Origin of the sequence: Streptomyces sp. NPDC049585 (assembly GCF_040675615.1) — a bacterium.
Taxonomy (GTDB): domain Bacteria; phylum Actinomycetota; class Actinomycetes; order Streptomycetales; family Streptomycetaceae; genus Streptomyces; species Streptomyces luteosporeus.
This window is the reverse complement of record NZ_JBFAPE010000019.1, coordinates 61,471-85,228: the sequence shown is the minus strand read 5'-3', so window position 1 is coordinate 85,228 and position 23,758 is coordinate 61,471. Positions and strand designations below refer to the sequence as shown.

The following is a 23,758-nucleotide window of genomic DNA, read 5'->3' as shown; positions in this document are numbered from 1 at the left end:
CTTACATCAGTCAGCTGCGGTCAGCTGCCTGCGGTGTCGAGCCTCAGCTCTGGCCGCCGGCGAGCTTCTCGCGGAGGGCGGCCAGCGCCTCGTCCGACGCCAGGGCACCGGAGGTGTCGGCCGACTCGGAGGAGTACGAGCCACCGGCCGGAGCGGCCTGGGCAGCGGCCTGGTCGCCGGCGGCGGCAGCCTCGGCGTCCGCCTCGCGGGACTTGATGACCTGCTGCTGGTGCTGCTCGAAGCGGGCCTGCGCCTCGGCGTACTGGCGCTCCCACTCCTCGCGCTGCTTCTCGTAGCCCGGCAGCCAGTCGTTGGCCTCGGGGTCGAAGCCCTCGGGGTAGATGTAGTTGCCCTGGTCGTCGTAGGACGCGGCCATGCCGTACAGGGTCGGGTCGAACTCGACCACGGACGGGTCGGCACCGAAGGACTCGTTGGCCTGCTTCAGCGAGAGGCTGATGCGACGGCGCTCGAGGTCGATGTCGATGACCTTGACGAAGATCTCGTCGTTGACCTGGACGACCTGCTCCGGGATCTCCACGTGGCGCTCGGCCAGCTCGGAGATGTGGACCAGGCCCTCGATGCCCTCGTCGACGCGGACGAACGCACCGAACGGAACGAGCTTGGTGACCTTACCCGGGACGACCTGACCGATCTGGTGGGTCCGGGCGAACTGCTGCCACGGGTCCTCCTGGGTCGCCTTGAGCGACAGGGAGACGCGCTCGCGGTCCATGTCGACGTCCAGGACCTCGACCGTGACCTCCTGGCCGACCTCGACAACCTCGGACGGGTGGTCGATGTGCTTCCAGGACAGCTCGGAGACGTGGACGAGACCGTCGACGCCACCCAGGTCCACGAAGGCACCGAAGTTGACGATGGAGGAGACGACGCCGGAGCGCACCTGACCCTTCTGCAGGGTGGTGAGGAAGGTCTGGCGGACCTCGCTCTGGGTCTGCTCCAGCCAGGCGCGGCGGGACAGGACCACGTTGTTGCGGTTCTTGTCCAGCTCGATGATCTTGGCCTCGAGCTCCTTGCCCACGTAGGGCTGGAGGTCGCGGACGCGACGCATCTCGACCAGGGAGGCCGGCAGGAAGCCACGGAGGCCGATGTCGAGGATGAGACCACCCTTGACGACCTCGATGACGGTACCGGTGACGATGCCGTCCTCTTCCTTGATCTTCTCGATGGTGCCCCAGGCACGCTCGTACTGGGCGCGCTTCTTCGAGAGGATCAGGCGGCCTTCCTTGTCCTCCTTCTGGAGAACCAGGGCCTCGATCTCGTCGCCGACCTTGACGACCTCGTTCGGGTCGACGTCGTGCTTGATCGAGAGCTCGCGCGAGGGAATGACACCCTCGGTCTTGTAACCGATGTCGAGCAGGACCTCGTCCCGGTCGACCTTCACGATGACGCCGTCGACGATGTCGCCGTCGTTGAAGTACTTGATCGTCTCGTCGATCGCGGCGAGGAAGGCTTCCTCGTTACCGATGTCGTTGACCGCAACCTGCGGAGTGGTGGCGGTGGTCTCGGTGCTGCTCGTCATGTGGGAAAGGGCTCCGGTACGGACATTGAAGTCGTAGGTACTGCTACGCCGAGAGCCCGTATCGCACTGCCGAAGCCGGACAGCTTTGGGAGGCGCACTCTCCGCAAAGAGCCCGAAGACCACCGGGAGCGCCTCGGAAAACCGAGGGGACATACAACAAGTGCGAGCGCGACCTGCTCCGTCTGAGGCGCGCAGGCCCGCAGCGCAACTTGTAGCATACGGGGGCAGCCGGACACGGTCAATGCGCGAAGGCGCCCACCCGGGATGAAACATCGTAAATCCGGCACAACTCGGGTTGTGCGAGGCCACGAGGGCCCCCCGGGACACGGGAACGCACCGCGCGCCGACTCCCTACCACCCCGTAGCGTCACGTTCGGGCACGAGCCTGCAAAGATCGAGCCGAGTACGACCATCCAGGGCAGGACCACCGCAGAGCATGCACAGCGACACAGCCGAGGCCGGGGACGCGACCACCGACATGATCCAAGAGTACGAGCCCGAGGCGACGCGCCGGGAGACGGGCGAGACCGAGAGCAGCCGGGCCAGCCGCGGCTGGTGGGACCGCAACGCCGACGAGTACCAGAGCGAGCACGGCGGCTTCCTGGGCGACGACCGCTTCGTGTGGGGCCCCGAGGGCCTGGACGAGGCCGACGCCCGCCTGCTCGGCCCCGCCGGCTCCCTCGCGGGCCGCGACGTGCTGGAGATCGGCGCCGGCGCCGCCCAGTGCTCGCGCTGGCTGGCCGCCGAGGGCGCCCGGCCCGTCGCCCTGGACCTCTCCCACCGCCAGCTCCAGCACGCCCTGGGCATCGGTGCGGACTTCCCGCTCGTCGAGGCCGACGCCGGCGCCCTGCCGTTCGCCGACGCCTCCTTCGACCTGGCCTGCTCCGCCTACGGGGCCGTGCCCTTCGTCGCCGACCCGGCGCGGGTCATGCGCGAGGTGCACCGCGTGCTGCGGCCCGGCGGACGCTGGGTCTTCAGCGTCACCCACCCCATCCGCTGGGCCTTCCCCGACGAGCCCGGGCCCGAGGGGCTGTCCGTGTCCGCCTCCTACTTCGACCGCACGCCCTACGTCGAACAGGACGAGGAGGGCCGGGCCGTCTACGTCGAGCACCACCGCACCCTCGGCGACCGGGTCCGCGACGTCGTCACCTCCGGCTTCCGTCTGCTGGACCTGGTCGAGCCGGAGTGGCCCGCCTGGAACCAGCAGGAGTGGGGCGGCTGGTCCCCGCTGCGCGGACACCTGATCCCCGGCACCGCCGTCTTCGTCTGCGCCCGCGACTGACCCGATGCGCGACGCCCTCCTGGACCTGCCCGTCCGCAGTGCCCTGCCGGCCCTGACGCGCGCCCTGGACGAGCACGGCACGGCCGTGCTGTGCGCGCCGCCCGGCACCGGCAAGACCACCCTCGTACCGCTGGTGCTCGCCGGCCTGGTGCCGGGCGGCGCGGCGCCGCGGCGCGTCGTCGTCGCCGAGCCCCGCCGCATCGCCGCCCGGGCCGCCGCCCGGCGCATGGCCTGGCTGCTGGGCGAGCCGGTGGGCGGGCGGATCGGCTTCACCGTCCGCGGCGAGCGGCGGGCCGGGCCCGCCACCGTCGTCGAGGTCGTCACCACCGGTGTGCTCCTGCAGCGCCTGCAGCGCGACCCCGAGCTCGCCGGCGCCGACGTCGTCGTCCTCGACGAATGCCACGAGCGGCACCTGGACGCGGACACCGCCGCCGCCTTCCTGCTGGACGTCCGGGCCGCCCTGCGCCCGGAACTGCGCCTGGTCGCGGCATCGGCCACCACCGACGCCGAGGGCTGGGCCCGGCTGCTGGGCGGCGCGCCCGTCGTCGAGGCGCATTCCATCACCCATCCGGTGGACGTCGTCTGGGCACCGCCGGAGCGGCCGGTGCGCCCGCCGCACGGCCTGCGGGTGGACCCGGTGCTGCTGGAGCACGTCGCCGACGTGGTGCGCCGCGCCCTGCGCGAGCGCACCGGCGACGTCCTGTGCTTCCTGCCGGGCGTCGGTGAGATCGGCCGCGTGGCCGGTCTGCTCGGCGGCCCGCGAGAGCTGGGCGCGGAGGTCCTCCAGGTCCACGGGCGGGCCCCGGCGGCGGTCCAGGACGCCGTCCTGGCCGGCGGCAGCGGCCCGCGCCGGGTGGTGCTGGCGACCGCGGTCGCCGAGTCGAGCCTGACGGTGCCGGGCGTGCGGGTCGTGGTGGACGCGGGGCTGGCCCGCGAGCCGCGCACGGACCACGCGCGGGGCCTGAGCGCCCTGACGACCGTACGGGCGTCCCGGGCGGCCGGCCGGCAGCGCGCGGGACGGGCGGGGCGCGAGGCGCCGGGCACGGTCTACCGCTGCTGGGCGGAGGCCGACGAGGGCCGGCTGCCGGCTTTCCCGCCGGCGGAGATCACGGTGGCCGACCTGACGGCGTTCGCGCTGCAGACGGCGTGCTGGGGCGACCCCGACGCGAGCGGCCTGGCCCTGCTCGACCCCCCACCGGCCGGCGCACTGGCCGCCGCGCGCGCCGTACTGCAGGCCACGGGCGCCGTGGACGAGGCGGGGCGCCCCACCGAACGCGGCCGGCGCATGGCGCGCCTGGGCGTGCACCCCCGCCTCGCGCGCGCCCTCCTGGACGGCGCCCGGGAGGTGGGCGCACGCCGCGCGGCGGAGGTGGTGGCGCTGCTGAGCGAGGAACCGCCCCGCGCGTACGGCGACGACCTCGCCGCGGCCTGGCGCACGGCGCGCCGCGCCACCGACGCCTACGCCACGCGCTGGCGCGCCGAGGCCGGCCGCCTGGAGAAGGCCCTGGCCGCGGTCACCGCCCCCGGCGAGCCGGCGACCGGCGCCCCGGAGCAGGGGCACTCCCCCACCGACGACGTCGTCGCCGGGCTCGTGGCCGCGCTCGCCTACCCCGAGCGGGTGGCGCACGCGCGCGGCGGCGGGTCGTACCTGATGGCCTCCGGCACCCGGGCCGAGCTCGGCGAGGGCTCCCGGCTGCGCAGTGCGCCGTGGCTCGCGGTGGCCGTCGCGGACCGGCCCGTCGCAGCCGCCTCCGCCCGGGTGCGGCTCGGCGCCGTGATCGACGAGGAGACGGCCCGTGCCGCCGCGGGGGCGCTGTTCCGCGAGGGCGAGGAGGTGCACTGGTCGCCCGAGCGGGGCGACGTGGTGGCGCGCCGCGTCGCGCGCCTGGGCGCCGTGGAGCTGGCCTCGGCCGCGCTGACCGCGCCGGACGCGGCCCTGGTACGGGCGGCGCTGCTGGAGGGGCTGCGCCGGGAGGGCCCGGGGCTGCTGCGCTGGAGCGCGGAGGGGACGGGACTGTGGCAGCGGCTGGCGTTCCTGCACCGGGTGCTGGGCGAGCCGTGGCCCGACGTGTCGGACGCGGCGCTGCTCGCGCGCGCCGAGGAATGGCTCGGCCCGGAGCTGGACCGGGCGCGCAGGCGCGCGGACCTGGAGCGGGTGGACGCCGGTGCGGCGCTGGAGCGGCTGCTGCCGTGGGCGGACGGGCAGGCCGTGCGCCTGGCCAAGCTGGCGCCGGAGCGCCTGGAGGTGCCCAGCGGCTCGCGGATCAGGGTCGACTACAGCGGTGAGCAGCCCGTGCTGGCCGTGAAGCTGCAGGAGATGTTCGGGCTGCAGGAGACGCCGCGGGTGGCGGACGGGCGGGTGCCGGTGCTCGTGCACCTGCTCTCGCCGGCGGGCCGGCCGGCGGCCGTCACGGCGGATCTGGCGTCGTTCTGGCGGGAGGGCTACCGGTCGGTGCGGGCCGAGCTGCGCGGCCGCTACCCCCGGCATCCGTGGCCGGAGGACCCGGCCGGAGCCCCGGCGACCCGCCGCACCAACGCGCGTCGCGCGTAGCGCGGCGCCCCGCAAAGGGCGCTGCGCCCCCTGGGGCGTGTCCGGCGGACTTCGTCCCGCGCCACCACGGCGCCCCGTAGGGGCGCGGGGCGGTGTCGATATGCGGCTGCGCCGCGTGGGCGCGATCAGCCGGCGACGGCCCGCAGCCGACACACCACCCCGGGATCCGGGCAATCTGCAGGCACGTCGTGGCTTGTCGCGCCCACGCGGCGGCAGCCGCAGATGGGTACTGCCCCGCGCCCCTACGGGGCACTGCACGATCCGTCGGACACACCTGGCCGTCGGTGGCCGGTCGCGCCCACGCGGCGGCAGCCGCAGATCGACACCGTCCCGCGCCCCTACCGGGCGCTGCGCGCCCTACGGCAGGTACCGCTCGACGGCGGCCGCTCCCTTCTCCTCGATCAGGCGCTTGGCCGCCTCGACGCGTTCGGGCGTCACGTCGTGCCCGGAGGCCATGACCAGGTCCTCCGGGTCGAAGGGGCGTTCTCCGCCGGTGTACAGCCGGCTCGGCCGGGACGTCGTGGACGTCTCCTCGGGGGTCTCCTTCACGGCGGGCCTCCTCTGCTCGGCGCCCCCTCGCCGGGGGTCGCCCGTTCGGGTTTCCTTCCATCGTGTGCCCTGTGTGTCGCGTGTGCACGCCGGTCACGCGCCTCCAGCACGAGCGAGGCGGTCAGCAGGGCTGCGGCCAGGGCGGCGAAGGTCCACGGGAGGTAGGTGGTCAGCAGCAGCACCAGCTGCCGCTGGGAGGCGACCAGGGTGACGGTGTGGTCGAGGTAGTCGGGCCGCATCGTCACGTGCCCGGCGAAGGCGGTGATGGGCTCCTTGCCCGGCTGTCCGGTCCAGCGCAGCTCCTCGCGGTGGTCCTCCTCGCCGTTGACGGGCGCGCCGGTGACGGGGTCGACCCAGAACATGCGCCGGGTGGTGTACCAGCGCTCCAGTCCCAGTTGCCGGACGGTGTCGGGGCTGATATCGAGCGGCAGCTTCCGCGGCAGCGGCACCTGGGTCCAGGGGACGGTCTGCTCGAAGAAGTAGACCTCCAGGCCGTGGAAGGTGCGGGTGCCGCGGTAGTGGATGGGTGCGGAGGTGCGGGTCATGAGGTCGAAGTAGCGGTAGTCGCGTTTCTCGACGCCGAAGGGCCACTTGAACTCGATGCCGTCGCGCCGTACCGGGGTGCCGTCGACATGCTCGCCGCCGGCGTGGACCGGCTGCTGGGTGTGGGCGTCGAAGACGTAGCGCTCGGGGATGCTGGAGACCACGGCGCCGTCGGGGCCGGCGGCGTGGGAGAGGGTGTCCCAGACGACGACGTCGCGGCCGGTGGCGTCCTTGATCCGCCGGGCCTCCTCGGCGTTGCCCTTGAGGGTCTGGGTGATGGTGACGCGGGAGACCTGCCGGGGGCGCAGGGTGCCGTAGTCGACGAGGGTGGCGTCCTTGGCCTCCATGACGATGCTCTGGTAGCGGCCGGTGGGGACCTCGGCGAGCCGGGGGTAGGCGTAGTACCGCAGCAGGGGCGCGAGGGCGGCGAAGAAGGCGGCGAGGCCGAGCAGGACCAGGCTCGCGGTGCGGCGCACGGCCGGCCTCCCCGCTCAGGGGTGGGCGGGTGCGGAGGTGAGCAGGGGCTCGGGCGAGGTGCCGCTGTCGGGCGGGCCGACGGCGGTGACGGCGAGGACGAGGGCGAGGGCGGCGGCCGCTCCCGCGGCCGCCGCGGCCAGTGCGCGCATGTGTCGGCCTCCCAGCAGGCACCTGACGAGGCGTCAGGTAGTGGGGCAGGGTAGCAACGCACACCGCGGATGAGAACCACGCTGCGAACGGCTGCGGCCTCCGTCCCCCCGGTAGGACCGGGAGGACGGAGGCCGCAGCGGGCATCACCACGGCACTCCGTCCGTGGGCGCGTCGCGGCTCGGTGCGCCCACGCGGCGGCAGCCGCACATCGGCAGTGCCCCGCCCCCTTGACGGGCCGGACACGCCCTGGCCCCTTGCAAGAGACTGCGCACCGCCTCAGTGCGCGGCGGACTCCCAGTCCTTGCCGACGCCCACCGACACGTCGAGCGGGGCGCTCAGGGCGACCGCGCCGGCCATCTCGCGGCGGACCAGCTCCTCGACCTTCTCCCGCTCGCCGGGGGCGATCTCCAGCACGATTTCGTCGTGCACCTGCAGCAGCATCCGGGAGGCGAGCTTCTCGGCCTCCAGGGCCTCGGCCACCCGCAGCATCGCGATCTTGACGATGTCGGCGGCGGTGCCCTGGATCGGCGCGTTCAGCGCCATCCGCTCGGCCATCTCGCGGCGCTGACGGTTGTCGCTGTTGAGGTCGGGCAGGTAGCGGCGGCGACCGAGCATGGTCTCGGTGTAGCCGGTGGCCCGCGCCTCCTCGACCACGCGCTGCAGGTAGTCGCGGACCCCGCCGAAGCGCTCGAAGAAGGTGTCCATCAGGCGACGGGCCTCGTCCGCCGCGATGTTCAGCTGCTGCGAGAGCCCGAACGCCGACAGACCGTACGCCAGGCCGTAGGACATGGCCTTGATCTTGCGGCGCATCTCCGGGTCGACCTCGCTCTTGGCGACGCCGAAGACCTGCGAGGCCACCGTGGTGTGCAGGTCCTCGCCGGAGGTGAACGCCTCGATCAGGCCCTCGTCCTCCGACAGGTGCGCCATCACGCGCAGCTCGATCTGGCTGTAGTCGGCGGTCATCAGCGACTCGAAGCCCTCGCCGACGACGAAGCCGCGCCGGATGGCCCGGCCCTCGTCGGTGCGCACCGGGATGTTCTGCAGGTTCGGGTCGGTGGAGGAGAGCCGGCCGGTGGCCGCCACCGTCTGGTTGAAGGTGGTGTGGATGCGGCCGTCGGGGGCGATGGCCTTGATCAGGCCCTCGACCGTGGAGCGCAGCTTGGACTGCTCCCGGTGCCGCAGCATGATCACCGGCAGTTCGTTGGTGGTCTGCGCCGCCAGCCAGGCCAGCGCGTCGGCGTCCGTGGTGTAGCCGGTCTTGGTCTTCTTCGTCTTCGGCAGGCCCAGCTCGCCGAAGAGGACCTCCTGCAGCTGCTTGGGCGAGCCCAGGTTGAACTCGCGCCCGGCGGCCTCGTGGGCCTCGCGCACCGCCTGCTGCACCGCGGCGGCGAACTGCTGCTCCATGCGCTCCAGCCAGGCGCGGTCGGCGGCGATGCCGGCCCGCTCCATGCCCGAGAGCACCGCGCTGGTCGGCAGCTCCACGTCGGTCAGCAGACCGGCGGCGCCCACCTCCGCGACCCGCCCGGCGAACGCCTCGCCCAGATCCAGCACCGTACGGGCGCGGCCCATCAGCGCCTCGGCCTCGGCCTGCTCGTCCGCGCCGAAGGCCAGCTGGCCGTCGCCGGCGGCGGCCGAGGCCAGCTCGCGGCCCAGGTACTCCACCGACAGGGTGTCCAGGGCGAAGGAGCGCCGGCCCGGCTTGACCAGGTACGCGGCCAGGGCGGTGTCCATGGTCACGCCCTCGACGGGCCAGCCGTGCTCGGCGAAGACCCGCATCACGGACTTGGCGTCGTGCATCACCTTCGGCCGCGCCCCGTCGGAGATCCAGGCGGCGAACGCCCGCTCGTCGGACTCGTCCAGCTCGGCCGGGTCGAACCACGCCGCCGGGCCCGCGGCGGTCGCCAGCGCGACCTCCACGGCGCGGCCGGACCCTTGCGCCCAGGCGTCGGTGACGGCCACGCCCAGCGGCCCGGTGCCGTGCTCGGCCAGCCAGGGGGCCACGTCGCCGGTGGCCAGCACCACGCCCTCGACCTCGGCGCCCGCCTCGGGGGCGGCCTCCTCGACCGACTCCGCGCCCGGGTCGGCGGCCAGCAGGCGGTCGCGCAGGCCGGGGTTGCGGATCTCCAGCCGCTCCAGGAACGTCGCCAGCGCGAGCCGGTCGTAGGCCTGGCGCGCCAGGTCGTCGGGGTGGGTGGCGAGCTCCACGTCGCGGACCATCTCGGTCAGGCGGCGGTTGAGCTTGACCGCCTCCAGGTGGTCGCGCAGGTTCTGCCCGGCCTTGCCCTTGACCTCCTCGACGCGCTCCACCAGCTCCGCGAAGGAACCGAACTGGTTGATCCACTTGGCGGCCGTCTTCTCGCCGACGCCGGGGATGCCGGGGAGGTTGTCCGACGGGTCGCCGCGCAGCGCCGCGAAGTCGGGGTACTGCCGGGGGGTCAGGCCGTACTTCTCCTGCACCTTCTCGGGCGTGAAGCGGGTGAGCTCCGAGACGCCCTTGGTGGGGTAGAGCACGGTGACGGCGTCGGTCACCAGCTGGAAGGAGTCCCGGTCGCCGGTGACGATCGCGACCTCGTAGCCCTCCTTCTCCGCCTCGGTGGCCAGCGTGGCGATCACGTCGTCGGCCTCGAAGCCGTCGACGGCGAACCGCGGCACGTTCATCGCGTCCAGCAGCTCACCGATCAGGGCGACCTGGCCCTTGAAGTCGTCCGGGGTCTTCGACCGCGTCGCCTTGTACTCCGGGAACTCCTCCGAGCGCCACGTCTTGCGCGAGACGTCGAAGGCCACCGCGAAGTGCGTGGGCTGCTCGTCACGCAGCGTGTTGGCGAGCATCGACGCGAAGCCGTACACCGCGTTCGTCGTCTGCCCGGCCGAGGTCGTGAAGTTCTCCGCGGGCAGCGCGAAGAACGCCCGGTACGCCATGGAGTGCCCGTCCATCAACAGCAGACGGCGCCGGCCTCCCTCCCCTGCCCCGGTTCCGGTCGTTTCGTTCGCTTCGTCCGCTTTGGGTGCGGTATTCGCTGCCTTTGCTGCCACGCACCCGATCCTGCCACGACCCACTGACAAACCCGACCGCCGAACCGACCGCGCCCACCACCGGCGTCACCCTCCCCGAGCCGCGCCCCACCCCCGTGACAGGATCGGCGCCGACGGGTACGAACCCCCGTACCCACCGAGCCGCTCAAGGGGGAGCGAGATGGCAGGCAAACCACCCACAGGCGATCCCGTACAGGACGCCCCCGAGGTCACCGCACCACAGCACGCCGCCGCCGGACTGCCCGCCATCGCCCACACCCTGCGCGTGGCCACCGACCAGATGGGCCTGCGCCGCACCGCCCTGACCCTCCTCAAGGTCAACCAGAAGGACGGCTTCGACTGCCCCGGCTGCGCCTGGCCCGAACCCGACAAGCGCCACGCCGCCGAATTCTGCGAGAACGGCGCCAAGGCCGTCGCCGAGGAAGCCACCCTGCGCCGCGTCGCACCCGCCTTCTTCGCCGCCCACCCCGTCGCCGAGCTCGCCACCCGCAGCGGCTACTGGCTCGGCCAGCAGGGCCGCCTCACCCACCCCATGTACCTCGCCGAGGGCGCCACCCACTACGAACCCGTCACATGGGAGCGCGCCTTCGACATCATCGCCGAGGAACTGGCCCCCCTCGACTCCCCCGACGAAGCCGTCTTCTACACCTCCGGGCGCACCAGCAACGAAGCCGCCTTCCTCTACCAGCTCTTCGCCCGCGAATACGGCACCAACAACCTGCCCGACTGCTCCAACATGTGTCACGAGTCCTCCGGCTCCGCACTGAGCGAGACCATCGGCATCGGCAAGGGCAGCGTCCTCCTCGACGATCTCCACCGGGCCGACCTGATCATCGTCGCCGGGCAGAACCCCGGCACCAACCACCCGCGCATGCTCAGCGCCCTGGAGACGGCCAAGCGCGGCGGCACCAAAATCATCACCGTCAACCCGCTGCCCGAAGCCGGCCTCGAACGGTTCAACAACCCCCAGAACGCCCGCGGCCTCGCCGGCCGCGGCACCCCCCTGACCGACCTCTTCCTGCAGATCCGCCTCGGCGGCGACCAGGCCCTCTTCCGCATGCTGGGCAAGCTCCTCCTCGACACTGAAGGCGCCCTCGACACCGCCTTCATCGAGGAGCACACCCACGGCTTCCAGGAGTACGCCGACGCCGCCCGCACCACCGACTGGGAGGAGACCCTCGCCGCCACCGGCCTGCGCCGCGAGGAGATCGAGCGCGCTCTGCGCATGATCCTCGCCTCCCGCCGCACCATCGTCTGCTGGGCCATGGGCCTGACCCAGCACAAGCACGCCGTCAACACCATCAAGGAAGTCGTCAACCTCCTGCTGCTGCGCGGCGACATCGGCCGCCCCGGCGCCGGCGTGTGCCCCGTGCGCGGCCACAGCAACGTCCAGGGCGACCGCACCATGGGCATCTTCGAACGCCCCGCCCCCGCCTTCCTCGACGCCCTGGAGAAGGAGTTCGGCTTCGCCCCGCCCCGCCACCACGGCCTCGACGTCGTCCGCGCCATCCGCGCCCTGCGCGACGGCGACGCAAAGGTCTTCTTCGCCATGGGCGGCAACTTCGTCGCCGCCACCCCCGACACCGACGTCACCGAGGCCGCGATCCGCCGCGCCCGCCTGACCGTGCACGTCTCCACCAAGCTCAACCGCTCGCACGTCATCACCGGCGCCCGCGCCCTGATCCTGCCCACCCTCGGCCGCACCGAGCGCGACCGGCAGGCCGGCGGCGAACAGTTCGTCACCGTCGAGGACTCCATGGGCATGGTCCACGCCTCCCGCGGCCGCCTCGCCCCCGCCAGCGAGCACCTGCTGTCGGAGCCGGCCATCGTCTGCCGGCTCGCCCGCCGCGTCCTGGGCCCCGCCAGCAGCACGCCCTGGGAGGAGTTCGAGAAGGACTACGCCACGATCCGCGACCGCATCGCCCGCGTGATCCCCGGCTTCGAGGACTTCAACACCCGCGTCGCCCGCCCCGGCGGCTTCACCCTGCCCCACGCGCCGCGCGACGCCCGCCGCTTCCCCACCGCCACCGGCAAGGCCAACTTCAGCGCCACCCCCGTCGAGCACCCCCACCTGCCCGAGGGCCGGCTGCTGCTGCAGACCCTGCGCTCGCACGACCAGTACAACACCACCATCTACGGCCTCGACGACCGCTACCGCGGCATCAAGAACGGCCGCCGCGTCGTCCTGCTGCACCCCGACGACGCCCGCGCCCACGGCCTGGCCGACGGCGCGTACGCCGACCTCGTCAGCGAGTGGACCGACGGCACCGAGCGCCGCGCACCCGGCTTCCGCGTCGTGCACTACCCCACCGCACGCGGCTGCGCGGCCGCCTACTACCCCGAGACCAACGTCCTGGTGCCGCTGGACCACACCGCCGACACCAGCAACACCCCGGCCAGCAAGTCCGTCGTCATCAGGCTCGAACCGGCAGCCGCAGCCGCAGGCACCGAGGGCAGTTGACGGCCGGACGGTCCGGCTGAAAAAACGTTCACATCACAATGACCACGGGCGATCGGAGCCGCAGCGCATGGGCGAGCACAGCAAGACCACGTTCCCGCAGGAGATCGTCGACCAGTGGGCCGACAGCGGGCTCGACCTCGGCGCCCTGTTCTCCGCGGGCCACCTCGGGGAGCGCATGAGCATCACCGTCGTGGAGGCGTCCCCCGAGCGCGTCGTGGGCACCATGCCGGTCGAGGGCAACACCCAGCCCTACGGCCTGCTGCACGGCGGCGCCTCCGCCGTACTCGCCGAGACCCTCGGCTCCGTCGGCGCCATGCTCCACGGCGGCCCCGGCCGCATCGCGGTGGGCGTCGACCTCAACTGCACCCACCACCGCGGGGTGCGCTCCGGCCTGGTCACCGGCGTCGCCACCCCCGTCCACCGCGGCCGGACCACGGCCACGTACGAGATCGTCGTCACCGACGAGCAGGACAAGCGCGTGTGCTCCGCCCGCCTCACCTGCCTCCTGCGCGACGCCCCGGGCGCCTGACGCCCACCCCCTCCCCCGACGGCCGGCCGCAGCACCCGCGGCCGGCCGTTCGCATGCGCCCCGCACTCCGCCCCAGGTCGCCGCACACCCACATGGAATGTGATCTTCGTCATAACAAGAGAGTCACATCGCCGTCGCCACCCTGCCCCCCGCGCTCCCCCAGCCCTTAAAGTCACGGCGCACCACACCCCGCCGGGCTGCCCGACCCAGCACCGCGCACCGCCGTCCCGCCCGGCGAGCGACACGGCACCTCAGCAGAGGCCGCCGCGCCAGGGAAAGGACTCACCGTGCGACACCGTTCCCTCCTCGCCCTCACCACCGCACTGACCACCGGCGCCCTCCTGTTGACCGCCTGCGGCTCCCGCGACAGCGGCAACAGCGGCAGCGGCGACGACGGCGGCGGCGGCAAGAGCACCGTCACCATCGGCATCACCGTCCCGCTGACCGGCTCGCTCTCCCCCTTCGGCCAGGGCATCAAGAACTCCGTCGACCTCGCCGTCAAAACCGCCAACAAGAACAACGAGGTCAAGGGCGTCACCTTCGCCATCACCGCCCTCGACGACCAGGCCCTGCCCGGCACCGGACAACAGAACGCCGCCAAACTCGCCGCCGACAAGAACGTCATCGGCGTCGTCGGCCCCGTCAACTCCGGCGTCGCCCAGTCCATGCAGGACGTCCTCGCCAAGGCCGACCTCACCCAGGTCTCCCCCGCCAACACCAACCCCGCCCTCAGCCAGGGCGACAACTGGGCCACCGGCGAGAAGAAACGCCCCTTCAAGACCTACTTCCGCACCGCCACCACCGACATCATCCAGGGCCGCTTCGCCGCCCAGTTCCTCTACAAGGACGCCGGCAAGCGCAAGGTCTTCGTCGCCGACGACAAACAGACCTACGGCGTCGGACTCGCCACCCTCTTCGCCCAGGAATTCAAACGCCTCGGCGGCGACGTCGTCGGCACCGACCACCTCACCGTCAAGGAGACCGACTTCTCCGCCACCGCCAACAAAATCAAGAACTCCGGCGCCGACGCCGTCTACTTCGGCGGCCAGTTCCCCGAAGCCGGCCTGCTCTCCGACCAGGTCAAGAAAGCCGGCGCCCGCATCCCCCTCATGGGCGGCGACGGCATGTACAACCCCGGCTTCATCACCGCCTCCGGCGAGAGCAACGACGGCGACCTCGCCACCTCCGTCGGCTACCCCGTCGAAGACCTCGACTCCGCCAAGAAATTCGTCACCGGATACAAGGACGCCGGCTACAAGGACCCCTACGCCACCTACGGCGGCTACGCCTACGACGGCGCCTGGGCCATCATCGAGGCAGTGAAGAAAGCCGTCGCGGACAACAACGGCAAACTCCCCGCCAACCCCCGCGCCAAGGTCCTCGACGCCATGAGCAGCGTCTCCTTCGACGGCGTCACCGGCAAGGTCTCCTTCGACCAGTACGGCGACACCACCAACAAACAGCTCACGGTCTACCAGGTCAAGAACAACGCCTGGACCACCCTCAAGAGCGCCACCTTCAAGGACTGACCCGTTCCGTCAAGGACCGGCCCCACCCCGCACCACCCTCGCTCCCACACCCGGCCCAGCCCCGCGCGCAACCCACCCGCGCGGGGCCGCGACCCACACCCAACGGGGAGGCACGTCGGTGCACGAACTGCCACAAACCCTGGTCAGCGGACTCGCCCTCGGTACCCTCTACGGCCTGATCGCCATCGGCTACACGATGGTCTACGGCATCGTCCAACTCATCAACTTCGCCCACGGCGAGATCGTCATGATCGGAGGCTTCGGCGCCCTCACCGTACGCCTGTGGCTCCCCGACACCGTCCCCCTCGCCGCCGCCCTCCCCCTCATGCTCCTCGGCGGCGCCCTCGCCTCCGTCGCCGTCGCCACCGCCGCTGAACGCTTCGCCTACCGGCCCCTGCGCGGCGCACCCCGCCTCGCCCCGCTCATCACCGCCATCGGACTGTCCATCACCCTCCAGCAACTCGTCTGGGCCTTCTACCCCGACGCCAAGAAATCCCGCAGCTTCCCCCAGTTCCACGGCGACGCCCTCGAAATCACCGCCAACCTCCACCTCCAGCGCGACGACCTCTTCGTCCTCGTCGCAGCCCCCCTGTGCATGCTCGCCCTCGGCCTCTTCGTCGCCCGCAGCCGCACCGGCCGCGCCATGCAGGCCACCGCCCAGGACCCCGACACCGCCAAACTCATGGGCATCAACACCGACCGCATCATCGTCCTGGCCTTCGCCATCGGCGGCGCCTTCGCCGCCGTCGCCGCCGTCGCCCAGGGACTGCGCGCCGGACAGATCAACTTCGAGATGGGCTTCATCCTCGGCCTCAAGGCCTTCACCGCCGCCGTCCTCGGCGGCATCGGCAACATCTACGGCGCCATGCTCGGCGGCGTCGTCCTCGGCATCGCCGAGGCCCTCTCCACCACCTACATCCAGCACATCCCCGGCATGCAGCAACTCGGCGGCGCAGGCTGGAAGGACGTCTGGGCCTTCGTCCTACTGATCGTCGTCCTCCTCGTCAGGCCCCAGGGCCTGCTCGGCGAACGCGTCGCGGATCGGGCGTGAGAGACATGACCAGGACCGAACACCCCACCACCGGGGAACACCACGCAGTGATCCCCCTCCCCCCGACCAGCGCCCGCCTGATCACCGCCGGCGGCGCCGGCCTCGCCCTCGTCTCCACCTTCCTCCCCTGGACCTGGACCACCGCCTTCCCCGGCAACCTCACCGTCACCGGCTACCCCGGCGGCCTCCAACTCCTCACCCTCACCGGCGCCCTCCTCACCCTCGCCCAACTCCTCGCCACCGCCGGCCTCCCCGGCCTCCGCTGGCTCAACCCCGCACACACCCACACCGCCACCCTCCACCTCACCCTCGGCACCCTCGCCACCACCTGGTACACCCTCATCACCATCGCCACCGACCTCGGCGGCCTCGTCAACCTCGAACCCGGCGGCTGGATCGCCGGCGCCGCCACCCTCCTCGGCACGATCGGCGCCCTCGCCCTGCCCGTACAACCAACCCCCGAGGACCACAGCACCCATACGCCCGGCCGGCTCCGCGCCACCGCCGACACGCTCCTGCACACCCTGCGCCCCGGACGGCCCTCTCTCACGCCGCCCCGGCCCCTGCCCACCTGGGCCGAAATCCTTCTCATCGCCGCCGCCTTCGGCCTCGGCCTGTACGTCCTCACCTACGGCATCGCCACCGCATACGGCGAACTCTTCACCGGCTTCCTGCTCCTCACCGGCTTCACCACCGCCGCCCTGGCCACCGCCGGCCTCGGCCGGCGCCTGCGGGCCCTCACCCGCAAACACCGCGGCATCACCCTCACCGCAGCCCTCGCCACCGCCGTGGCGTTCCCCCTCACCCAGAACACCGACGAATACACCCTCATCATCGTCAACATCCTGATCTTCTCCACCGTCGCCCTCGGCCTCAACGTCGTCGTCGGCCTCGCCGGCCTCCTCGACCTCGGCTACGTCGCCTTCCTCGGCGTCGGCGCCTACACCGCCGCCCTCGTCTCCGGCTCCACCGCCTCCACCCTCCACCTCCACTTCCCCTTCTGGGCCGCCGTCCTCACCGGCGCCGCCGCCTCCCTCGTCTTCGGCGTCGTCATCGGCGCCCCCACCCTCCGCCTGCGCGGCGACTACCTCGCCATCGTCACCCTCGGCTTCGGCGAAATCTTCCGCATCGCCGTCGGCAACCTCAACGGCGAATCCGGACCCTCACTCACCAACGGCCCCAACGGAATCCCCAACATCCCCGACCTCAACCTCTTCGGCTACGACTTCGGCAACACCCACACCCTCGCCGGAATCACCCTCACCCCCTTCGCCAACTACTACCTCCTCATGCTCCTCTTCACCGTCCTCGTCATCCTCATCTTCAGCCGCGCCGAAAACAGCCGCATCGGCCGCGCCTGGGTCGCCATCCGCGAGGACGAAACCGCCGCCACCGCCATGGGCATCAACGGATTCCGCCTCAAACTCATCGCCTTCGCCCTCGGCGCCACCCTCGCCGGACTCGCCGGCACCGTACAAGCCCACGTCTCCCGCACCGTCGTCCCCGAACTCTACGTATTCGCCGGCCCCGTACCCCCCAACTCCGCATTCCTCCTCGCCGCCGTCATCCTCGGCGGCATGGGCACCATCACCGGCCCCCTCCTCGGCGCCGCCCTCCTCTACCTCGTCCCCGCCAAACTCCAATTCCTCCAGGACTACCAACTCCTCGCCTTCGGAATCGCCCTCATCCTCCTCATGCGCTTCCGCCCCGAAGGCATCATCCCCAGCCGCCGACAACAACTCGAATTCCACGAGGACACCACGGTCGCCACGGCCACCACACTCACCAAGGCGGAAGCATGACCACCACCCCACCGCCCCCACCCCCCGTCCTGGCCGCCACCGGCGTCACCATGCGCTTCGGCGGCCTCACCGCCGTACGCGCCGTCGACCTCACCGTCCACCCCAGCCGAATCGTCGGCCTCATCGGCCCCAACGGCGCCGGAAAAACCACCCTCTTCAACTGCCTCACCGGCCTGTACGTCCCCACCGAAGGCACCGTCACCTACCAGGGCACCGTCCTCCCACCCAAACCCCACCTCGTCACCCAAGCCGGCATCGCCCGCACCTTCCAGAACATCCGCCTCTTCGCCAACATGACCGTCCTCGAAAACGTCCTCGTCGGCCGCCACACCCGCACCAAAGAAGGACTCCTCTCCGCCCTCCTCCGCGGCCCCCGATTCCGCCACGCCGAAAAAACCTCCGAACAACGCGCCATGGAACTCCTCGAATTCACCGGCCTCACCCCCAAACGCGACCACCTCGCCCGCAACCTCCCCTACGGCGAACAACGAAAACTCGAAATAGCCCGCGCCCTCGCCAGCGACCCCGGACTCCTCCTCCTCGACGAACCCACCGCCGGCATGAACCCCCAGGAAACCCGCGCCGCCGAACACCTCGTCCGCGCCATACGCGACCAAGGCACCGCCGTCCTCGTCATCGAGCACGACATGCGCTTCATCTTCAACCTCTGCGACCACGTCGCCGTCCTCGTCCACGGCGAAAAACTCGTCGAAGGCACCCCACAAACCGTCCAGAACGACGACCGCGTCATCGCCGCCTACCTCGGCACCCCCACCCCGGAGGAAACGGACCGATGACCGCACTCCTCGAAGTAAAAAACCTCCGCGTCGCCTACGGAAAAATCGAAGCCGTCAAAGGCATCACCTTCACCGTCCACACCGGCCAGGTCGTCACCCTCATCGGCACCAACGGCGCCGGAAAAACCACCACCCTGCGCACCCTCTCCGGCCTCCACCCACCCCTCGCCGGCACCATCCACTTCGACGGCCAACCCCTCACCGGCACCCCCGCCCACGACATCGTCGCCCGCGGCCTCGCCCACTCCCCCGAAGGCCGCCACATCTTCCCCCGCCTCACCATCGCCGAAAACCTCCAGCTCGGCGCCTTCCTCCGCAAGGACACAGCCGCAATAACGAAGGACACGGAACGGGTCTACGAACTCTTCCCCATCCTCGGCGAACGGCGAAGCCAAGCCGCAGGCACACTCTCGGGCGGCGAACAACAAATGCTCGCCATGGGCCGCGCTCTCATGTCCCGACCCAAACTCCTCATGCTCGACGAACCCTCCATGGGCCTCTCACCGATCATGATGCGCAAGATCATGGACACCATCGCCGAACTCAAAGCCACCGGCACCACCATCCTGCTCGTCGAACAGAACGCCCAGGCCGCACTGTCCCTCGCCGACCACGGCCACGTCATGGAAGTCGGAAAAATCGTCCTCTCCGGAACAGGGGCCGACCTGATGCACAACGAATCCGTCCGCAAGGCCTACCTCGGCGAAGACTGAAAAAGGCCCCGACCCGGCACCACCGCCAGATCAGGGCCCCTGCGAGCGAGAGATCGGCTACCCCCGCTGCGCCTTCTTCTCCTCCGCGTCCTGGATCACAGCCTCCGCCACCTGCTGCATCGACATCCGCCGATCCATCGACGTCTTCTGAATCCACCGGAACGCCGCCGGCTCCGTCAGCCCGTACTGCGTCTGCAGAATGCTCTTCGCCCGATCCACCAGCTTGCGCGTCTCCAGCCGCAGCGAAAGATCCGCGACCTCCTTCTCCAGCGCCCGCAACTCCGCGAACCGCGACACCGCCATCTCGATCGCCGGCACGACATCGCTCTTGCTGAACGGCTTCACGAGGTACGCCATGGCACCGGCATCCCGCGCCCGCTCCACCAGGTCGCGCTGCGAGAACGCGGTCAGCATCAGCACCGGCGCGATCGACTCCCCCGCAATCCGCTCGGCAGCGGAGATCCCATCGAGGACGGGCATCTTCACGTCCAAGATCACGAGGTCGGGCCGGTGCTCCCGGGCCAGCGCCACGGCGGTCTCACCGTCGCCCGCCTCACCGACGACGGAGTAGCCCTCTTCCTCGAGCATCTCCTTCAGATCGAGACGGATCAGCGCCTCATCCTCGGCGATCACGACACGGGTGGTCTGCGGAGGGGTGTGCTGCGGCTCGTCGTCGACAGGCGGCTGGGGCTCGGCGGCGCTCACGGGTCTCCTCGGTACGGGCAGGGGTACTGCCCCATGAGCCTACCTAGGTCCTGTATGTTTGAGACGGCGGGGGTTTCCACTAACCTTCGTTTTGCAGGGCGCCCCGGTAGCCCAGCGGAAGAGGCGATGGTCTCAAACACCATACAGCGTGGGTTCGAATCCCACTCGGGGCACTTTACCTAGGATTCCAAGGTCGCAAACCGAAGCACCACCATTGGCGATCTTCGCTCATCAGGGTGAACGGGTCTTCGAATCCCTGCCCTCCGCTCCGCCGCTCGGCGACGCTCGCAGGCATGTACGACCTCGAAACGCGCAATCGTGCCATCAGCCTCATGCGTGATGGCGTGCCCAACCGGTTAGTGGCGGCACAGCTCGGCGTCCCCCGGGGGACCGTCGGCTGGTGGCGCTCCGAAGATCGCAGACGCCGCGGCGAAGAGTTCGTGCGGCCGACCGACTGCCCGATCTGCACCGGCCGGGACTACGACCGCCAGGCCTATTCCTACCTACTCGGCCTCTACCTGGGTGACGGCCACATCGTGTCGAGGCGCAAGCAGCATCACCTGTCGGTGTTCTGCGGCGACGTCTGGCCTGGGCTCATCGACGCGGCAGAAGCGGCCATGCGCACTGTCATGCCCTTACCGCGCACGAGCAGGCGCCAACGACCGGGGTGCACGGAAGTGAAGTCCTACACGCAACACTGGACGTGCCTGTTCCCGCAACATGGTCCCGGCAAGAAGCACGAACGTCTCATCGCGTTGGAAGGCTGGCAGCAAGACATCGTGGATGCCTATCCCTGGGACTTCCTCCGGGGCCTCATCCACTCCGACGGCTGTCGCATCACCAACTGGACCACGCGGGTGGTGGGCGGCGTCCGCAAGCGCTACGAATACCCGCGGTACGTGTTCGCGAACAAGTCTGATGACATCCGGCAGTTGTACTGCGCCACCCTCACCAAGGTCGGTGTCGAGTGGACCACGATGGCCCGCGGCAGCGAGCCGTTCAACATCTCCGTCGCCCGCCGGGCCTCCGTAGCCCTCATGGACACCCACATCGGCCCCAAGTACTGACCAGGCAGCGCCGCGGTCAGGCCAGGGTCGAGATGCAGAACGGGTGGCCCGCCGGGTCCAGCAGGACGCGCCACCGGTCGGGGTCCGGCTGCTGCTCGGGCTTGGTGGCGCCCATCGCCAGCAGGTGCGCCTCGGCCGCGTCCAGGTCGTCGACGCCCACTTCGATGTGGGCCTGCTTCTCCTGCGTGGGGTCCGGCCAGGTGGGGCGGCGGTAGTCGGTCAGTCGGTTGAAGCCGAGGCCGGCCGCGCCCTCCTGGCCGAGCAGGACGAAGTGGTCGGTGGAGAAGACGACGGGCAGGCCGAGTATGTCGCCGTAGAAGCGGGCGAGTTCGGCGGGGTCGGCGCAGTCGAAGGTGACGGCGGCGTAGCGGAAGGTGGGGGTTGTGGTGTTCACGAGGAAGACGCTACGGCGTATCCAGGACAGATTCGGTCCTGGTCGTGTGGAAAACTCCGGCTCGTGATCACCGCGTCTGCTCGTCTGTTGCGCTTGGTGTCGTTGTTGGCTGCCCGGCCGTCGTGGACGTGTGGGGAGTTGGCTGTCCGGTTGGAGGTCAAGGAGAACGTTTAATTCTTGGGTGCGTCGTCCTCTCCGATGTGGTGGACGCGGACGAGGTTGGTCGTGCCGGGGGTTCCGGGGGGTGAGCCTGCGGTGATGATGACCATGTCGCCGCGTCGGCAGCGGCCGATCCGCAGCAGGTACTCGTCGACCTGGTTCACCATTTCGTCCGTCGTCTGGACCATCGGGCCGAGGAAGGCTTCGACGCCCCAGGTGAGGTTGAGTTGTGAGCGTGTTGCCGGTTCCGGTGTGAACGCCAGGAGCGGGATCGGTGAGCGGTAACGCGACAGGCGGCGTACGGTGTCGCCGGATTGGGTGAAGGCGACGAGGTATTTGGCGCCGAGGAAGTCGCCCATTTCGGCTGCGGCGCGGGCTACGGCGCCACCTTGGGTGCGGGGCTTGCTGCGTTCGGTGAGGGGTGGCAGGCCCTTGGCGAGGATGTCTTCTTCCGCGGCGGCGAGGATGCGGCTCATGGTGCGGACGGTTTCGACGGGGTGTTTGCCGATGCTGGTCTCGCCGCTGAGCATGACGGCGTCGGTGCCGTCGATGACGGCATTGGCGACGTCGGAGGCCTCGGCTCGGGTGGGGCGGGAGGCGTCGATCATCGAGTCGAGCATTTGTGTGGCGACGATGACGGGCTTGGCGTTGCGCTTGGCGAGTTTGATGGCGCGCTTTTGGACGATGGGGACGGTTTCGAGGGGCATTTCGACGCCGAGGTCGCCGCGGGCGACCATGATGCCGTCGAAGGCGGCGACGATGTCATTGAGGTTGTCGACAGCCTGGGGTTTTTCGATTTTGGCGATGACGGGGAGGCGGCGGCCTTCTTCGTTCATGACGCGGTGGGCGTCGTCGATGTCGTGGGCGTTGCGGACGAAGGAGAGGGCGATGATGTCGGCGCCGGTGCGGATGGCCCAGCGGAGGTCTTCGACGTCTTTTTCGGAGAGTGCCGGGACGGAGACGGCGACGCCGGGGAGGTTGAGGCCTTTGTGGTCGGAGACCATGCCGCCTTCGAGGACGAGGGTCTTGACGCGAGGGCCGTCGATTTCGATGACTTCGAGGGTGACGCGGCCGTCGTCGACGAGGATGCGTTCGCCTTTGGTGACGTCGGTGGCGAGGCCGGGGTAGGTGGTGCCGCAGTGGTGGCGGTCGCCCTGGGTTTCCTCGACGGTGATGGTGAAGGTGTCGCCGCGTTCAAGGAGTACGGGGCCTTCGTGGAAGCGGCCGAGGCGGATCTTCGGGCCTTGAAGGTCGGCGAGGATGCCGACGTTGCGGCCTGTTTCTTCGGCGGCCTTGCGTACGCGCTGGTACCGGGCCTCGTGGTCGGCGTGGGTGCCGTGGCTGAGGTTGAGGCGGGCGATGTCCATGCCGGCCTCGATCAGTGCCTTGATCTGCTCGTACGTGTCGGTGGCGGGGCCCAGGGTGCAGACGATTTTCGCTCGGCGCATGTCTCGACTCTAGGACCTACTGACCGGTAGAGAGTTCGCCCGCCATAACCTGCCAACGTCGTTTGTATGAACCGTTGTTGACACCTTGTGAAACGTGCAAGGGGGCGCTCTGATGAGCGCCCCTGAGTGTTCTCCGCCGGTGTTTTCAGAGCACTGGTCGGGTCATCGTAAAGCGGGCGTTGACGTGGGCGTGGACGGTCTGGCGGCGGGGTTCGAGGTCGAGTGCGGGGGCGGTGTCGGGGGCGCCGCCGTAGCCGGCGGAGCGCATGACGGCGCCGGGGGGTGCGGGCATGGGTCCGCGGGCGGGGGTGTTCTCGGCGCCGATGTCGGCGAGCTCGACGACGGCGACGAGTTCGGCGCCGAGGGCGGCGGCGTATTCGCGGGCGCGTTGGACGGCTTCCTGGACGGCGCGGCGGCGGGCTTCGCCGTGGACGGGTGAGTCGGGGCGCAGGGCCCACCAGGGTCCGTCGACGCGGGTGAGGTCGAGGTCGGCGAGGCGGGTGGCGAGTTCGCCGAGGGCGGTGAAGTCGGTGAGGGTGGTGGTGAGGTGGACGTGGCCGTGGTAGGCGCGGATGCGTTCGCCGCGGCCTTTGTCGTGGAGCTGGGGGGTGAGGGTGAAGGTGCCGGTTTCGGTTTTCTCGACGGCGTCGGCGTAGGTCTTGAGGAGTTCGAGGACGTGGTGGTTGCGGCGGGTGAGGTCCTCGAGGGTGGTGCGGCGGTCGGTGCCGCGGGCGGTGAGGGTGATGCCGAGGTGGGCGATGTCGGGGTCGGCGTCGATGCGGGCTTCGCCGCGCACGGCGATGCGGGGGGCGTCGGGGGTGCCGTAGGGCAGGGGTGCGGCTTCCGCTGCGGCGGTGGGCTGGGTGGTCATGGGGTCAGGGTTGCAGAGGTGTCGGTGCGGGGGGAGGCCGCAAATGTTTGGTGCTTCGTACGTGGTGCGGGGGGCGGTGGCTGGTTCAGAATCTACGCGCGAATCCACGC

Annotated in this window: 19 protein-coding genes, 1 tRNA gene and 1 pseudogene; 12 read left to right on the top strand and 9 right to left on the bottom strand. The window is 70.7% G+C overall.

Annotated features, from left to right (window positions below):
• Positions 1–43: 43 nt before the first annotated feature.
• The gene (rpsA, locus tag AB0K17_RS20290) at positions 44–1,537 is read right to left on the bottom strand and encodes a 30S ribosomal protein S1 (RefSeq protein WP_344437057.1); all 1,494 of its coding nucleotides are present in this window, start codon (positions 1,535–1,537) and stop codon (positions 44–46) included.
• A 478-nt stretch (positions 1,538–2,015) separates the two neighbouring features.
• Here rpsA and AB0K17_RS20285 point away from each other — a divergent pair, with 478 nt between their 5' ends.
• Both AB0K17_RS20285 and hrpB read left to right on the top strand, forming a co-directional pair.
• The gene (locus AB0K17_RS20285; protein WP_365983754.1) at positions 2,016–2,819 is read left to right on the top strand and encodes a class I SAM-dependent methyltransferase; all 804 of its coding nucleotides are present in this window, start codon (positions 2,016–2,018) and stop codon (positions 2,817–2,819) included.
• Positions 2,820–2,823: 4 nt separating this feature from the next.
• A complete protein-coding gene (hrpB, locus tag AB0K17_RS20280; protein ID WP_365983735.1) occupies positions 2,824–5,370 on the top strand; it encodes an ATP-dependent helicase HrpB in 2,547 nt (848 codons plus the stop codon).
• Positions 5,371–5,727: 357 nt separating this feature from the next.
• Here hrpB and AB0K17_RS20275 read toward each other — a convergent pair whose 3' ends face one another.
• From AB0K17_RS20275 to polA, 4 genes are all read right to left on the bottom strand, one after another.
• Positions 5,728–5,919 (bottom strand): hypothetical protein, encoded by a 192-nt coding sequence (locus tag AB0K17_RS20275; protein WP_365964866.1) that lies wholly within the window; start codon positions 5,917–5,919, stop codon positions 5,728–5,730.
• The gene (locus AB0K17_RS20270) at positions 5,916–6,938 is read right to left on the bottom strand and encodes a DUF3068 domain-containing protein (RefSeq protein ID WP_365983734.1); all 1,023 of its coding nucleotides are present in this window, start codon (positions 6,936–6,938) and stop codon (positions 5,916–5,918) included. The genes AB0K17_RS20275 and AB0K17_RS20270 overlap by 4 nt, the downstream gene beginning before the upstream one ends.
• A 15-nt stretch (positions 6,939–6,953) precedes the next feature.
• Positions 6,954–7,088 carry an SPW_0924 family protein gene (locus AB0K17_RS20265; protein ID WP_344437062.1) on the bottom strand — a complete coding sequence of 45 codons (135 nt, stop codon included), beginning with the start codon at positions 7,086–7,088 and terminating at the stop codon, positions 6,954–6,956.
• A 277-nt stretch (positions 7,089–7,365) separates the two neighbouring features.
• Positions 7,366–10,023 carry a DNA polymerase I gene (polA, locus tag AB0K17_RS20260; protein ID WP_365964868.1) on the bottom strand — a complete coding sequence of 886 codons (2,658 nt, stop codon included), beginning with the start codon at positions 10,021–10,023 and terminating at the stop codon, positions 7,366–7,368.
• Between the two features lie 259 nt (positions 10,024–10,282).
• Between polA and AB0K17_RS20255 the strand changes: the two genes are divergently transcribed.
• From AB0K17_RS20255 to AB0K17_RS20225, 7 genes are all read left to right on the top strand, one after another.
• A complete protein-coding gene (locus AB0K17_RS20255) occupies positions 10,283–12,583 on the top strand; it encodes an FdhF/YdeP family oxidoreductase (protein ID WP_365983733.1) in 2,301 nt (766 codons plus the stop codon).
• Between the two features lie 67 nt (positions 12,584–12,650).
• Positions 12,651–13,112: a PaaI family thioesterase gene (locus AB0K17_RS20250; protein ID WP_365964870.1), complete on the top strand. Its 462-nt coding sequence runs from the start codon at positions 12,651–12,653 to the stop codon at positions 13,110–13,112.
• Between the two features lie 287 nt (positions 13,113–13,399).
• Entirely contained in the window at positions 13,400–14,641 is a 1,242-nt protein-coding gene (locus tag AB0K17_RS20245; protein ID WP_365983732.1) for a branched-chain amino acid ABC transporter substrate-binding protein, read from the top strand.
• A gap of 118 nt (positions 14,642–14,759) precedes the next feature.
• Positions 14,760–15,692 carry a branched-chain amino acid ABC transporter permease gene (locus AB0K17_RS20240; protein WP_365964872.1) on the top strand — a complete coding sequence of 311 codons (933 nt, stop codon included), beginning with the start codon at positions 14,760–14,762 and terminating at the stop codon, positions 15,690–15,692.
• 5 nt (positions 15,693–15,697) lie between these two features.
• Positions 15,698–17,494 (top strand): branched-chain amino acid ABC transporter permease, encoded by a 1,797-nt coding sequence (locus AB0K17_RS20235; protein ID WP_365983731.1) that lies wholly within the window; start codon positions 15,698–15,700, stop codon positions 17,492–17,494.
• On the top strand, positions 17,491–18,291 hold the full coding sequence (locus tag AB0K17_RS20230; protein WP_365983730.1) for an ABC transporter ATP-binding protein: 801 nt from the start codon (positions 17,491–17,493) through the stop codon (positions 18,289–18,291). The genes AB0K17_RS20235 and AB0K17_RS20230 overlap by 4 nt, the downstream gene beginning before the upstream one ends.
• Positions 18,288–19,004, top strand: a complete 717-nt coding sequence (locus AB0K17_RS20225) for an ABC transporter ATP-binding protein (protein ID WP_365983729.1) — start codon at positions 18,288–18,290, stop codon at positions 19,002–19,004. The genes AB0K17_RS20230 and AB0K17_RS20225 overlap by 4 nt, the downstream gene beginning before the upstream one ends.
• 57 nt (positions 19,005–19,061) lie before the next feature.
• On the opposite strand, the gene AB0K17_RS20220 is transcribed toward AB0K17_RS20225, so the two are convergent.
• Entirely contained in the window at positions 19,062–19,709 is a 648-nt protein-coding gene (locus tag AB0K17_RS20220) for a response regulator (protein WP_365964876.1), read from the bottom strand.
• A 100-nt stretch (positions 19,710–19,809) separates the two neighbouring features.
• Between AB0K17_RS20220 and AB0K17_RS20215 the strand changes: the two genes are divergently transcribed.
• Positions 19,810–19,882 (top strand) — tRNA-Leu (locus AB0K17_RS20215).
• A gap of 120 nt (positions 19,883–20,002) precedes the next feature.
• Positions 20,003–20,776: a helix-turn-helix domain-containing protein gene (locus AB0K17_RS20210; RefSeq protein WP_365983728.1), complete on the top strand. Its 774-nt coding sequence runs from the start codon at positions 20,003–20,005 to the stop codon at positions 20,774–20,776.
• Between the two features lie 16 nt (positions 20,777–20,792).
• Here AB0K17_RS20210 and AB0K17_RS20205 read toward each other — a convergent pair whose 3' ends face one another.
• Positions 20,793–21,170: a VOC family protein gene (locus AB0K17_RS20205; protein WP_365983727.1), complete on the bottom strand. Its 378-nt coding sequence runs from the start codon at positions 21,168–21,170 to the stop codon at positions 20,793–20,795.
• Between the two features lie 63 nt (positions 21,171–21,233).
• Between AB0K17_RS20205 and AB0K17_RS20200 the strand changes: the two are divergent.
• Positions 21,234–21,335: pseudogene (locus tag AB0K17_RS20200) on the top strand (transcriptional regulator); the annotation flags it as partial.
• Between the two features lie 5 nt (positions 21,336–21,340).
• Here the strand turns inward: AB0K17_RS20200 and pyk are convergent.
• Positions 21,341–22,777 carry a pyruvate kinase gene (gene pyk / locus AB0K17_RS20195; protein WP_365983726.1) on the bottom strand — a complete coding sequence of 479 codons (1,437 nt, stop codon included), beginning with the start codon at positions 22,775–22,777 and terminating at the stop codon, positions 21,341–21,343.
• A gap of 145 nt (positions 22,778–22,922) precedes the next feature.
• Positions 22,923–23,648, bottom strand: coding sequence for an SIMPL domain-containing protein (locus tag AB0K17_RS20190; protein WP_365983725.1), 726 nt, complete (start codon positions 23,646–23,648; stop codon positions 22,923–22,925).
• Positions 23,649–23,758 lie beyond the last annotated feature (110 nt).